The sequence below is a fragment of the Ruegeria sp. CF1 genome, assembly GCF_056537445.1.
In genome coordinates this window covers 881,156-893,871 of the sequence record NZ_JBQFRN010000001.1, presented here as the reverse complement: position 1 = coordinate 893,871, position 12,716 = coordinate 881,156, and the positions used below count along the sequence as shown (strand labels likewise).

Sequence of the window (12,716 nt, the reverse complement as noted above, 5' to 3'; positions counted from 1 at the left end):
ACTAGTTCAGCGTAACCTCTTGCCGCAGGTTTCCGGTCGTCTTGTCGAAGATCAGAATGCGATTGTCGTCGGTCACGATCGCATACCAGTTGTTGCCGATGGTCACGGCCTGGGCCTTTGCACCATCCGGCAGGTCTATCTGATCCGGCAGAGTCGGAGTTCGGTCCGATAGGCGGATGACAATCAAGGCGAATGTCACTAGAACCCCGCCAATCATTACCGCGGTCAACAGCATGACCATTCGCCGCAGCAGTCGAAGCTGCGGTGTTTCCTGCGGTTCCTGAGGTTCGGAAGGGACAGTCATGGGCACCCGCCTGATAGAGTTTCATATCGCGGCCGCTCCGCCGCCCCGCCTTGATAAGGCGCTTGCGCGGGATGTGCCAGCGGAAGTGAACCTGTCGCGCACCCGGCTGGCCCGACTGATCAATGAAGGGGCCGTGACTGTCGATGGTGCGGTAGTCGAAGACCCCAAAGCCAAGATTGCCGAAGGTGCGCAGATCGGGATCACCGTGGCCGAGGCTGAGGACAGCCACATCGGTCCCGAAGATATCCCGCTGGAGGTCGTCTATGAGGATGACGATCTGATCGTGATCAATAAACCTGCGGGAATGGTGGTGCATCCGGCACCGGGCTCGCCGAACGGGACGCTGGTCAATGCGTTGCTGCATCACTGTGGTGATGATCTTTCAGGCGTGGGCGGCGTCAAGCGTCCGGGCATCGTGCACCGGATCGATAAGGAGACCAGCGGATTGCTGGTGGTGGCCAAGTCAGATGCGGCGCATCACGGGCTGGCCGCTCAGTTCGAGGCGCATAGTGTCGAGCGTTATTATCGCGCGATTTGCTATGGCGTGCCTGATGCCAATGATCCACGTCTGCGCGGGATCAAGGGTGTCAGCTTTGAGCCGGGCAACATCATGCGTCTGACGACACAGCTGGCACGGCACAAGACCGATCGACAAAAGCAGGCTGTGTTGTTTCACGGTGGGCGCCATGCGGTAACGCGCGCACGGATTGTCGAGGTTTTTGGAACGCCGGGCAGCCTCTCTCTGATCGAATGCTGGCTTGAGACGGGCCGAACGCATCAAATCCGTGTCCATATGGCCCATGCCGGCCACGGGCTTGTCGGAGACCCGGTTTACGGCGGAAAGCGCAAACTGGCTGCGCGGTCATTCACGCCCGAGGCCGCCGAGGTGGTGCAGGCTTTCCCCCGCCAAGCTCTGCACGCAGCAGTGTTAGGCTTCGAACACCCGGTTTCGGGCCAGGCATTACGTTTTGAAGCCCCGCTGCCGCAGGATATGGCGGACCTGCTGGAAAATCTCAGAAAACCACTGAAATAAACTGCAAAGGCTTGTGAAAAAGGCCTTTTCAGCTTTCCTTTACATAGGGTTAATCTCAGACTGTTAACAGATCCTCTTGAATGTATCGGGTCTGGTACCCATATCCCATGTTAAGGGCTTAAACATTTGTCCAAGGGGCAGAAATAAATGGCAAATTACTCAAATCTTCCAGCGCCGACACCCGAGGGTGGGCTGAACCGCTATATGCAGGAGATTCGCAAGTTTCCTCTGCTGGAGCCAGAGGAAGAATATATGCTGGCCAAACGCTGGGTCGAGGAACAGGATACCGAGGCCGCGCATAAAATGGTCACGTCTCATCTGCGCTTGGCGGCCAAGATCGCCATGGGATATCGCGGTTATGGCCTGCCGCAGGCCGAGGTGATTTCCGAAGCCAATGTGGGCTTGATGCAGGCGGTCAAGAAGTTTGACCCCGAAAAAGGCTTCCGGCTGGCGACCTATGCCATGTGGTGGATCCGCGCTTCGATCCAGGAATACGTCCTTCGGTCGTGGTCGATGGTGAAACTGGGTACAACATCGGCGCAGAAAAAGCTGTTCTTCAACCTGCGTAAAGCAAAGGCACGCATTGGCGCGCTGGAAGAGGGTGATCTGCGTCCTGAAAACGTGGCCAAGATTGCAGAAGACCTCGGAGTGACCGAGGAAGAAGTGATCAGCATGAACCGTCGGATGTCCGGTGGCGATGCTTCGCTGAACGCGACCGTGGGGTCCGAAGGCGAAGGCACCATGCAGTGGCAGGATTGGCTGGAAGATGAAGATGCCGATCAGGCTGGTGACTACGAGGCGCGCGATGAATTGGAAGCCCGGCGCGAATTGCTCGCTGCTGCGCTGGATGTTCTGAACGATCGCGAGAAAGACATCCTGACTCAGCGCCGTCTGATGGACCAGGCTGTTACGCTGGAAGAGCTGAGCACGCAGTACAATGTCAGCCGTGAACGTATTCGTCAGATCGAAGTGCGCGCGTTTGAGAAGCTGCAAAAGAAGATGCGTGAGCTTGCGCGCGAAAAAGGAATGCTGGGTTCAAACTGACCCCAGACAGATATCAGCCCGCCATATGAGCGGGCTGATTTTTTTTGTTATGCGAAAATGAAATCGGACTCGGACAGGTGGCTTGCCCAGACGCCTGATAGATAGATGCTGTCTCCGTCGTCCAACTCGATCTTGGTCCCGAAGAACTTTCCGTCGATATCGTCTTCGATGTCCTCAAAGCTGGTAATGCCATCGTATTCGGACAGGTCGATCTTGTCCTTGCCGACGCGGAAATCGACAATCCAGTCGTGACCGTCGCCTTCATCGAACACAAACGTATCCTTACCGCGCCCACCAAAGAGTTTGTCATTGCCTTCGCCGCCGTCGATGATGTCTTTCCCACGACCTCCGAAGATTTTGTCATGGCCTTCATCGCCACGCAGAATATCCTTTCCGCGCCCCCCGAAGATTATGTCGTTCCCGGCACCGCCAAGCGCCACATCATTGCCCGAGCCGGTGTTGATCACGTCATTGCCACCATCACCGTGAACAAAGTCTTTGCCGCGTCCGGTAAAGATGAATTCATCGCTGCTGTCACCCAGGATAAAGTCCGTGTTCTTTTTGCCCAGAATGCCCGACACCGAGACGGGTAGAAGTACGCCGTCAAGTACGTGAATGATACCGTTTGACGCATCCACGTCGAACGCGATCAAGCCGGGATCGTCGATGCCCGGATCGGCATCGCCCAGGCTGGGAGGATCGCTTTCAAGGTTCAGTTCGACTGACGACCCAAGCAAAGTTTGGATTTCAGCCCCGTCGCCTAGACCGACCACTGTGGTGCTGTCGAACTCACCATCGACCACGTGATACTTCAAAATGTTGGTTAGCAAAGGGATAGGGTCTCCGCCGCCAAGCAGGGTGAGCGCCTTGATGGTGTGGCCCAATGCTCCAGCCTCGTCATCCCCTTTATACCCAAGCGTTTGTGCCAGAGTAATAAAAGCAGCGTCATTTGGGGCAAAGACGGTCAGTTCTGCCTCAGGATTGTCCAGCGTTTCCGCCAGCCCGGCTGCAATCACCGCTTCGCGGAGAATGTCGAAATCCTGATTGTCGCTGTCAAACGTTCCGGGATCACCGCTTTTTAGCACTGTTCCTGTAATCGTATGTGTTGCTGGCATTTCAGTAAGCCTCCCATCCTGTTTGCCGTTGCTCCAGATGTTGCCAGAGCGCCATCCGAGCATGATTCAGTCGATGTTTGAGCTACGGCGGCAGTATCAGACTGGATCAACAAAACTGATTTGCGAGGGCAGGTTTGACGCCGATCGATTTTAGATTATCGATATAAAGTATAAGGTTATCGGGGTTTTTTAATCTCATCAAAAAATTTACCGAGGCGTATGATTTTCAAATAGATAGAGAAAGGACTGACTTATTGGCAGGTGGTTGATAGACAGATCAGGAACTGAATTACATTGAGCTCGCCCTGGGCGGGTTACATCAATTTTTAGGGGGCGCGCATGCATAAACCGGTCAATTGGGGTGTTCTGGGTGCAGCCAGATTCGCACGACAACACATGGCGCCCGCCATCCATGCGGCAGAGGGCGCGCGGCTGGCGGGGTTGGCGACCTCGGATCCGGCCAAGGCCGAGCCCTTTGCCAGATATTGCCCTGATCTGAATGTCTACAACAGCTATGAGGCATTGCTAGCCGATCCTGAGATTGAGGCGGTGTACATCCCGCTGCCAAACCATCTTCATGTCGAATGGAGCCTGAAGGCGCTGGATGCGGGCAAGCATGTGCTGTGCGAAAAGCCGATGACCATGCGGGCCGATGAGTTTGACGCGCTGATCGCAAAGAGGGACCAGACGGGTTTGCTGGCTGCCGAAGCATATATGATCGTGCATCACCCTCAGTGGCATCTGACCCGTAAACTGATCGCGGACGGAGCGATCGGCCGGCTGGTCCATGTCACCGGGGCGTTCAGCTATGACAACCGGGCGGACACGGGCAACATCCGCAACCGTGCGGAAACCGGTGGGGGCGGGCTGCGTGACATCGGGGTGTATGTCATCGGCAGCGCTCGGTTTGCGACTGGGCAAGAGCCGGTCTCGGTCAGCGGTGCGATCCGGTGGGAAAATGACGTGGATGTTTTCACCGAAATACGCGCGCAGTTTCCCGAATTTACCTATTCCGCCTACGTCTCAACACGCATGCATCCACATCAGGAAATGGTGTTTCACGGAGAAGGTGGCATGATCCGTCTAACCGCTCCGTTCAATGCCCGTGTGTTCGGCGAGGCGCGGGTTGAACTGCACCGACCGGGCCTTGAGGTTCTGGTGCCCCGGTTTCCTGCGGACAACCACTATCAATTGCAGGTCGAAGCGTTCTGCCGATCGGTTCGCGAAGGGGTTGAATATCCCTGTTCGTTGGAATTCGTGAGGGGCACACAAGAGGTTATCGATCAGGTCTTTGACGCCGCCGTTTCGCTCTAGCTTGCCACCCCTGTGGTGTCTCGCGTATCCTGTCCCGACCGGATCAGGAGGGCTAAATGGCGGGCGGCTGGGCGCGCGATGGCGCGGTGAGTGAACAGATCGAAGCTTCGATTTCAGATGAACTGGCGCGGATGCAGGCACAAAAGCGACCTGTGGGCGAAAGCCTTACCCATTGTGCTGAATGCGAAGAACCGATCCCCGAAAAACGCCGCCTTGCTCTGCCCGGCGTAAAGCTGTGCCTGGATTGCCAGCAAGAGCGTGACAGCAGCTTCAAGACCCGCGGCGGGATCAATCGGCGGGGTTCGAAAGACAGTCAGTTGAAATAACGCGAGGAGCACCCGGTGAAGGATCAGCCGCAGAGATCAGTACTGCAAAACGGGTTGGTTCTTGGGTTCCTAGCCGCGTTTCTATGGGGTACGCACAGTGTCATCGTGCGGTACCTGACCAGCGATCTCGGCGGGTTGCAGATTGCCGTATCACGCCTGTTCATCGCTGCGTTTGCGATTTACTGCATGCTGCGGGTGATGGGCGCACGGGTTTCAATCCAGTACAGGGATTGGAACTTCCGGCTGGCGGTGTTGTCGACGGTGGTGAACTATATCCTGTTCCACATAGGTTTGGAACATACAGGTGCTGCTAATGCGATGGTGCTTGAGAATACCGCGCCGTTCTTCGTGTTGATATTTCTGTATTTCTTCGCGGATACCACCGTTGGCCGGACTGATGTATTGGCAACCCTGCTGGCGATCCTCGGTGTGTTTCTAACCGTCTATCGGGATTTTCAAGGCGGGGGAGAGCCCCTGCTGGGCGATCTGATGGAAATCGGGGCGGGACTTAGCTGGGCGGTGTTCCTGATTTCCAGCAGCCGCGCGATGCAGTCATCTGAGACCACTGCCGAAAGGTTGAACTTCCTGTTTGGCATCTTTTTGTGTTCGGGCGTTTTGCTGGTGCCACTGGCGGCTTTTTCTATTCAGATGCCGACCGCAAACGACGTGATCTTCTTGATCCTTCTGGGCGTTTTACCCACCGCGCTTGCCTATTATCTTTGGTACGAGGCCGCCGCCCGCGTGTCGACATTGACGGCGACGTTGCTATTCGCCGCCTCGGTTGTATTTACCTTTGTCAACTCGGCACTGTTTCTGGGCGCAACGATCACACCGCTTTCGATTGTTGGCGCGGTATTGATTGTCACGGCCATTTTCGTGACGACGATGAAATCAGCCAAAGAGAAATGAGGCAGCCATACAGGCTGCCTTTCAACTTTAGCTTTCCATCGCTTCCAGTTCGTCAATAAAGCCCGAGATCATCGACAGGCCTTTGTCCCAGAACTCAGGGTCGCTGGCGTCCAGTCCGAACGGGGCCAGAAGCTCTTTGTGGTGCTTGGAGCCACCAGCCCGCAGCATTTCGAAATACTTGTCCTCGAACCCGTCCGCACCGCTTTCGTAAACCGAATAGAGCGCGTTCACCAAGCCGTCGCCAAACGCATAGGCATAGACGTAGAACGGTGAGTGGACGAAGTGCGGGATATAGGCCCAGAAGGTCTTGTACCCGTCCATGAATTCGAATGCGGGGCCAAGGCTTTCAGCCTGAACGCTCATCCAAAGGGCGTTGATGTCGTCTGGTGTCAGCTCGCCCTCACGACGGGCGGCGTGCAGTTTGCATTCAAAGTCATAGAAGGCGATCTGGCGGACGACTGTGTTGATCATGTCCTCGACCTTACCGGCCAGAAGCACCTTTCGCTGTTCCGCTGTCTCGGCCTGATCCAGCATTTTGCGGAAGGTCAGCATTTCACCAAAGACCGAAGCAGTTTCGGCCAAGGTCAGCGGGGTTGATGAAAGCATCTCGCCCTGATCGGCGGCCAATACCTGATGCACGCCGTGGCCCAATTCATGCGCCAAGGTCATCACATCGCGCGGTTTGCCCAGATAGTTGAGCATCACGTAGGGATGAACTTCGGTCACGGTGGGATGCGCAAAGGCGCCAGGCGCTTTGCCGGGCTTCACGGCCGCATCGATCCAACCCTTCGAGAAGAAGGGAGCTGCGATCTCACCCATCCGAGGATCAAACGCGTTATAGGCGTCCATCACCGTCTTCTCGGCCTCGAACCAATCGACGATGCGAGTGTCCTCCATCGGCAACGGAGCATTACGGTCCCACACTTGCATCACGTCCAGACCAAGCCATTTGCGTTTCAGTTCGTAGTAACGATGGCTCAGCTTGGGGTAGGCGGCCACAACGGCCTCGCGCAGGGCTTCGACCACTTCGGGCTCGACATCGTTCGACAGGTGACGACCGGTCTGGGCAGATGGCATTTTGCGCCAGCGATCAACGATCTCTTTTTCTTTGGCCTGCGTGTTATGAACGCGCGCGAAGGTTTTGATGTTGCTTTGGAAAACGTTGGCGAGTTCGCGCGCTGCGGCTTCACGCTTGGCGCGATCCTGCTCGGTCAGCAGGTTCAGCGTACCTTCGATGTTCAGCTCTTCACCATCGACGGTGAAGGTCAGGCCCGCGATTGTTTCGTCGAATAGGCGTTCCCACGCGTCGCCGACAACGCCGAGGTCGTGCAGGAATTTTTCCAACTCATCAGACAGTTGATAGGGTTTCATCGCGCGAATGCGACGGAACACGGGCTCGTATCGCGCCAGATCGGCATTGGCGGCAAAATGAGCAGCCAGCGCGTCATCGTCGATGCGATTCAGTTCCAGCGTGAAGAACACCAGAGGCGTGGTGAAGACGGTGATCTTCTCCTGCATGTCAGAAAGGAACTTGGCGCGATCCGCGTCGGTGGTCAGTTGGTAATAGCGCAATCCGGCAAAGGACATGATCCGCCCGGCGATGGCGTTGATCTTTTCGTTGCGCAGCACGCAGGTCAGTAGGCCAGCTGCGTCCAATTCGGCCAGCTTACCCTCATAATCAGTGGCAAAGGACGCACATTCGCCCTCCAACCAGTCCAGATCGCGGGCCAGTTCGGGTGCATCTTCCGAGGCATAGAGGTCCGTCAGATCCCATTCCGGCAAATTGCCCAGATCATCGGCACCGCCGCCTGCATTTGCATCACGGACGGGAAAGGGAAGGTCGCGCATGGAACACCTCGAATAAACTGCGTTGGCAAACATTTAGGCGCGGCACGTCCGGATCACAAGCAAGCTGTCGGCTTGGGCCTTAATGACAGGGCTCGGGTTTTGGTTTCGCCGCGGCTGCCGCGAAATGTGCAGCAAGTTGATCAAAGACTGGCCCGCGCACCTCGGGTGCCTCCATCAGAACTTCGTGTTCGCCGTTGGGAATCTCGACCAGAGTACCGCTAGGCCAGTTGGCCATACGTGTCCGAATGGCCTTGCGGTCTACGATCTGTTCGTGGCTGCCCAAGAAGGTCAGGGCAGGGATCTCGGGCGCGGTCTGTTCCATCAGCCAGGTGCATTCATCCAGCGCCTCGCGCAGCCAGATGGTGGACGGTGCACCCAAAGCAAGTTCAGGGTGTGCGGCCAACTGATCCTGCATCATTCGGTACATCGCCGGATCGCGTGTCAGCACGTTTCCTTCGAAGGGCTGTGAGGCCACATAGCTCTCTAGCGTGGTGGTGGGCGGTGTTTTCTCGCCCAAGCCCAAGCGTGGCCCCCAATAGGCAGTTAGCTGGCTGAGAGGCTTCATGATTGGTGTAAAGAAAATCCCCCACATCGGGCCCGTAAAGGCGCAGGCCGCAAAATCAGCCCCCTCCAGAACGGCGCGAAGCCCGATAGCCCCGCCCATGGAATGGCCTATGACGTACCAAGGCTTGGGCAACTCCAGTTTTTCGGCCAGTTTCAGTATTGAGCGAACGTCGTGCTGGTAATCGGTGAATTGTTCGACATGACCGATCCGCGGATCATCCAGCAGGCGATCTGCAAGCCCTTGCCCGCGCCAATCGACCGCGAGACTTGCAAAGCCCCGGTTCACAAATTCCTTGGCGGTATCACCATATTTTTCGATGTATTCTGTGCGACCGGGGAAAAGCATCACCGTGCCGTGCGTATCGCCTCCGGGCAGCCAATGTGCCACGCGGATACGTTTGCCATCTTCGGTTATCAGCCAATGCGCCGCACCATCGGCAGGGCCGCCGGCCACGTCTTCGTATAAGGGGGCCGGCGAAAACTCCATCAGGCCAGCACCGAGGCGAGTTTCATGGCAATACCCATGTCTCCGTCAACGCTCAGCTTGCCGGACATGAACGCACCGGTTGGGTTCAGGTCGCCGCTGAGAATCTGTTCAAAGGTGTCCGCATCGGCGCTGAGGGTCACATCAGCATCTTCGTCGCTTACCCGCGCACCGCTTGCATCCAGAATGATAGAACCCAGATCGGCAATGGCAAATTTGGCTGACGCATCGAAATCGCCGCCCGACAGTTTCTCATTCAATGCCGCCGCGGCTTTTTCCAGAATATCGCTCATGGTCTTCCTCATATTGTTCATGCGCCGTGAATGGACATCCCCGGTCGCTACGCTACACTGACCATTGTTATGGGTATTGCAATCACCAATCTCAAACGTACCGTCGCGGCACTTGCCGTCATAGTCACGTTTTCCACCAGTTGCATCGCGCAGCAGGCGGATTCGCGGGACGAGGCATCACTGTTGCAGCAACTGGCACAATCGACGCCCGAACAGGCCATCGGATTGGATCGGCAATTGCAGGCGCTGTGGTCACAATCAGGTTCGGCTTCAGCGGATTTGCTGTTGGAACGCGGACGCGAAGCGCTGGATGACGGGGATGTCGAGGCCGCGCTTGATCATTTGACGGCGCTTACCGATCACGCACCCGAATTTGCCGAGGGTTGGCATGTGCGCGCTTCGGTTTTCTTCGGCATTGACATGTTTGGCATGGCTGCGGCGGATCTTGAACAGGCATTGACCCTGAATCCGAACAACTACGACGCTATTTACGGCCTTGGCCTCATTTTTGAGATCGTGGGCAAGCCAGAACAAGCGCTTGAGGCCTATTCACGTGCCCTGTCTATACATCCCCATCATGAAGAAGTAACCAATGCCGTGAATCGGCTGAAGCCTCAGGTTGAAGGCAAGGCGCTGTAAGTCTCAGGGCGCAGGGGGCAAAGGTGAGCGGGTCATCCCGAATCGTGGCCGTACTTGGCCCGACGAACACAGGTAAAACTCACTACGCGATTGAACGTATGCTGGGGTACCGGACCGGTGTCATCGGTCTGCCGCTGCGGCTGCTCGCGCGCGAGGTCTATGACAAGATTGTCGCTATTCGCGGTCCGTCTGTTGTGGCGCTGGTGACAGGCGAGGAACGGATCGTACCGCCGCGCACCCAATACTGGGTCTGTACAGTTGAGGCGATGCCAGAAGGCATGGGCACTGATTTTGTAGCGATTGACGAAATTCAGCTTTGCGTGGATCCCGAACGCGGCCATGTCTTTACTGATCGCCTGTTGCGGTCGCGCGGCACCAATGAAACGCTGTTTCTCGGCTCTGACACCATGCGCGGCCCCATCGCGGCCCTTGTGCCCGAAGCGCAGTTCATCCGGCGTGAACGGATGTCTCAGCTGGTCTATTCCGGTTCGAAAAAGATCAGCCGAATGCCTGCGCGCAGTGCGATCGTCGGATTCTCGGTCGATAACGTCTATGCCATCGCCGAGCTGCTTCGTCGCCAAAAGGGCGGGGCTGCGGTCGTCATGGGGGCGCTCAGCCCTCGCACGCGGAATGCGCAGGTTGACCTCTATCAAAACGGTGAGGTTGATTATCTGGTGGCTACGGATGCCATCGGTATGGGGTTGAACCTGGATGTGAACCATGTGGCGTTCTCATCTCTGACCAAGTTTGATGGCCGCCGAATGCGGCCTCTGGCCCCCAACGAGTTGGCCCAGATCGCAGGACGGGCCGGGCGCGGAATGTCGGATGGCACGTTTGGTGTGACGGGCGAGGCTCCGCCGCTGGATGAGGGCGTAGCCCAAGCCATTATGGACAGCCGGTTCACGCCTATGAAAAAGTTGAATTGGCGGAATGCCGCTTTGCGGTTCGGCTCAATCGACGCACTAATCGACTCGCTTGAGGTCAGCCCAGACAATGAGCATCTGATCAAAGCGCGGCCAGCTGACGATCTGAACGTCCTGAAATCTCTGTCCCAAGTCACCGAAGTTGTTGCCCGTGCCAGCGATGGACCGTCGATCCGATTGCTATGGGATGTGTGCAGAATCCCCGATTTTCGCGGCATCAGCCATGCCGAACATGCCAGCCTGCTTGAGGTGATCTATGGCCATCTGCATGAGCGCGGAAGTATCCCCGATGATTTCATGGCGCGGCAAATCCGCCGTATCGACCAAACCCATGGCGACATTGATGCATTGTCCAAAAGGTTGGCATATATTCGCACTTGGACATATGTTGCGCAACGAAACGGTTGGGTGCGTGACGAATCCCATTGGCGCGAGGAAACGCGCACTGTAGAAGACAGGCTGTCGGACGCTCTTCACGACCGTTTGACTCAGCGATTTGTGGACCGGCGCACGTCAGTGTTGCTGCGCCGGCTCAAACAGAAGGAGGCCCTTTTGGCCGAAGTAAATGACAAGGGTGAAGTGACCGTCGAAGGCGAATTCGTCGGTCGTCTGGAAGGGTTCCGGTTTACCCCGGACAAAAGCGCGCAGGGGACTGAAGCGAAAGCCTTGAAGTCAGCCTCTCTGCAGGCACTCGCGCCGCAATTCCATCTGCGTGCCGATCGCTTCTACAATGCGCCCGATACCGAAATTGATTTCACCGATCAGGGTGGCCTGATGTGGGGCGAGTATGCCGTGGGCAAACTTGTTGCCGGTGCCGAGCCTCTCAAGCCTGTAGTCGAGGTTTTTGTCGATGAGGCCGCCGGGCCGGACGTGGAACAGAAGGTTCAGCGCCGCCTGCAGCATTTCATCGACCGCAAAGTGGCAGCCCTGTTCGAGCCGCTGCTGAACCTGTCGCGGGATGAGGAGCTGAGCGGTCTGGCCAAAGGTTTTGCCTTCCGCATGGTCGAGGCGCTGGGCGTTCTGCCGCGCGCGCAGGTCGCGCAAGAGGTCAAGGATCTGGATCAGGATGCCCGTGGTGCACTGCGTAAACATGGCATCCGGTTCGGTCAATTCACCATCTTCATGCCGCTGCTGCTGAAACCCGCGCCAACGCGCCTGCGTCTGGTACTTTGGGCATTGTCCGGTGGCTTGCAGGAGTTCCCCGAAGCACCACCTCCGGGTCTGGTTACCGTTCCGGTCGCCAAGGACGCGCCGCAGGGCTATGACACCATGTGCGGCTACCGCGATGCGGGCGAACGCTCAATCCGGATCGATATGCTGGAACGGCTGGCCGACATGCTGCGGTCCGAGGATAGCCGCGGTGGGTTCGAAGCCAAACCCGACATGTTGTCGATTACCGGCATGACCTTGGAACAGTTTGCAGACCTGATGCAGGGACTGGGTTACAAGGCCGAACGCGGCGAACGTGAGAAGGCCAAACCGGTCCCCACGGAGCAGCCTGTGGCGGAAGCTGAGGAACAACCCGTCGTCGATGAGACACCGACCGCAAATGCCGAAGCGGATGACGTCGGTATAACCGCCGAGACGGCAGCCGAAGCCTCCGAAAGCACCGAGGCGGCAGCAGAGGCTACGGCCACTGAGAAATCAGCAGAGTCCAATTCGGATGAGCCCGAAATTGAGGTGTTCTACACCTTCACTTGGGGGCGCCAACGTCAGCAAAACCGTGGTCCGCGTCGCGAGCAGGGGCAGGGCAAGGGCAAGCCGCGTGGTAAACCTCAGGGCAAGCCGCATGGCAAGAAGGGGGGCAAGCCTCAGGGCGCCAAGACCTTCTCGTCACGGCCACCCAAAAAGGAAAAGGCAATCGATCCCGATAACCCATTTGCGGCAGCGTTGATGGGTCTGAAGGACGGCAACTGATCC

Annotated in this window: 12 protein-coding genes; 7 read left to right on the top strand and 5 right to left on the bottom strand. The window is 57.1% G+C overall.

Annotated features, from left to right (window positions below; translation table 11 throughout):
• Position 1 precedes the first annotated feature (1 nt).
• The gene (locus ACRZ96_RS04480) at positions 2 to 304 is read right to left on the bottom strand and encodes a DUF6476 family protein (RefSeq protein WP_480704541.1); all 303 of its coding nucleotides are present in this window, start codon (positions 302 to 304) and stop codon (positions 2 to 4) included.
• Between ACRZ96_RS04480 and ACRZ96_RS04475 the strand changes: the two genes are divergently transcribed.
• Positions 303 to 1,337, top strand: a complete 1,035-nt coding sequence (locus ACRZ96_RS04475) for an RluA family pseudouridine synthase (protein WP_170393425.1) — start codon at positions 303 to 305, stop codon at positions 1,335 to 1,337. The two genes, ACRZ96_RS04480 and ACRZ96_RS04475, sit on opposite strands and share 2 nt — an antisense overlap.
• 147 nt (positions 1,338 to 1,484) lie before the next feature.
• Positions 1,485 to 2,381, top strand: a complete 897-nt coding sequence (gene rpoH / locus ACRZ96_RS04470; protein WP_170393423.1) for an RNA polymerase sigma factor RpoH — start codon at positions 1,485 to 1,487, stop codon at positions 2,379 to 2,381.
• Between the two features lie 47 nt (positions 2,382 to 2,428).
• Here rpoH and ACRZ96_RS04465 read toward each other — a convergent pair whose 3' ends face one another.
• Positions 2,429 to 3,496: a fasciclin domain-containing protein gene (locus ACRZ96_RS04465; protein WP_480814262.1), complete on the bottom strand. Its 1,068-nt coding sequence runs from the start codon at positions 3,494 to 3,496 to the stop codon at positions 2,429 to 2,431.
• Positions 3,497 to 3,835: 339 nt separating this feature from the next.
• Between ACRZ96_RS04465 and ACRZ96_RS04460 the strand changes: the two genes are divergently transcribed.
• From ACRZ96_RS04460 to ACRZ96_RS04450, 3 genes are read left to right on the top strand one after another with little or no spacing between them, the layout of a single operon-like run.
• Complete coding sequence (locus ACRZ96_RS04460; protein WP_170510509.1) at positions 3,836 to 4,810, top strand: Gfo/Idh/MocA family protein; 975 nt, start codon at positions 3,836 to 3,838, stop codon at positions 4,808 to 4,810.
• A 56-nt stretch (positions 4,811 to 4,866) separates the two neighbouring features.
• The gene (locus tag ACRZ96_RS04455) at positions 4,867 to 5,136 is read left to right on the top strand and encodes a DksA/TraR family C4-type zinc finger protein (protein WP_010439380.1); all 270 of its coding nucleotides are present in this window, start codon (positions 4,867 to 4,869) and stop codon (positions 5,134 to 5,136) included.
• Positions 5,137 to 5,151: 15 nt separating this feature from the next.
• Positions 5,152 to 6,045, top strand: a complete 894-nt coding sequence (locus ACRZ96_RS04450; protein WP_170393415.1) for a DMT family transporter — start codon at positions 5,152 to 5,154, stop codon at positions 6,043 to 6,045.
• A gap of 27 nt (positions 6,046 to 6,072) precedes the next feature.
• On the opposite strand, the gene ACRZ96_RS04445 is transcribed toward ACRZ96_RS04450, so the two are convergent.
• The 3 genes from ACRZ96_RS04445 to ACRZ96_RS04435 form a co-directional block, all read right to left on the bottom strand.
• Positions 6,073 to 7,893 (bottom strand): M3 family oligoendopeptidase, encoded by a 1,821-nt coding sequence (locus ACRZ96_RS04445; protein WP_480814261.1) that lies wholly within the window; start codon positions 7,891 to 7,893, stop codon positions 6,073 to 6,075.
• A gap of 79 nt (positions 7,894 to 7,972) precedes the next feature.
• Positions 7,973 to 8,944 (bottom strand): alpha/beta fold hydrolase, encoded by a 972-nt coding sequence (locus tag ACRZ96_RS04440; RefSeq protein WP_480771367.1) that lies wholly within the window; start codon positions 8,942 to 8,944, stop codon positions 7,973 to 7,975.
• Positions 8,944 to 9,234: an SCP2 sterol-binding domain-containing protein gene (locus ACRZ96_RS04435; protein WP_170393409.1), complete on the bottom strand. Its 291-nt coding sequence runs from the start codon at positions 9,232 to 9,234 to the stop codon at positions 8,944 to 8,946. Before ACRZ96_RS04435 ends, ACRZ96_RS04440 begins: the two co-directional genes overlap by 1 nt.
• Positions 9,235 to 9,264: 30 nt before the next feature.
• Here ACRZ96_RS04435 and ACRZ96_RS04430 point away from each other — a divergent pair, with 30 nt between their 5' ends.
• A complete protein-coding gene (locus ACRZ96_RS04430; protein WP_480704548.1) occupies positions 9,265 to 9,873 on the top strand; it encodes a tetratricopeptide repeat protein in 609 nt (202 codons plus the stop codon).
• Positions 9,874 to 9,896: 23 nt separating this feature from the next.
• Positions 9,897 to 12,713, top strand: coding sequence for a helicase-related protein (locus ACRZ96_RS04425; protein WP_480704549.1), 2,817 nt, complete (start codon positions 9,897 to 9,899; stop codon positions 12,711 to 12,713).
• The last annotated feature ends 3 nt before the right edge of the window (positions 12,714 to 12,716 follow it).

Bases quoted from the DNA above. Each gene is read 5' to 3' on its own strand.
- ACRZ96_RS04445 (WP_480814261.1), bottom strand. From the start codon at position 7,893: ATGCGCGACCTTCCCTTTCCCGTCCGTGATGCAAATGCAGGCGGCGGT.
- ACRZ96_RS04480 (WP_480704541.1), bottom strand. From the start codon at position 304: ATGACTGTCCCTTCCGAACCTCAGGAACCGCAGGAAACACCGCAGCTT.
- ACRZ96_RS04460 (WP_170510509.1), top strand. From the start codon at position 3,836: ATGCATAAACCGGTCAATTGGGGTGTTCTGGGTGCAGCCAGATTCGCA.
- ACRZ96_RS04430 (WP_480704548.1), top strand. From the start codon at position 9,265: ATGGACATCCCCGGTCGCTACGCTACACTGACCATTGTTATGGGTATT.
- ACRZ96_RS04440 (WP_480771367.1), bottom strand. From the start codon at position 8,944: ATGGAGTTTTCGCCGGCCCCCTTATACGAAGACGTGGCCGGCGGCCCT.
- rpoH (WP_170393423.1), top strand. From the start codon at position 1,485: ATGGCAAATTACTCAAATCTTCCAGCGCCGACACCCGAGGGTGGGCTG.
- ACRZ96_RS04455 (WP_010439380.1), top strand. From the start codon at position 4,867: ATGGCGGGCGGCTGGGCGCGCGATGGCGCGGTGAGTGAACAGATCGAA.
- ACRZ96_RS04465 (WP_480814262.1), bottom strand. From the start codon at position 3,496: ATGCCAGCAACACATACGATTACAGGAACAGTGCTAAAAAGCGGTGAT.
- ACRZ96_RS04475 (WP_170393425.1), top strand. From the start codon at position 303: ATGGGCACCCGCCTGATAGAGTTTCATATCGCGGCCGCTCCGCCGCCC.
- ACRZ96_RS04435 (WP_170393409.1), bottom strand. From the start codon at position 9,234: ATGAGCGATATTCTGGAAAAAGCCGCGGCGGCATTGAATGAGAAACTG.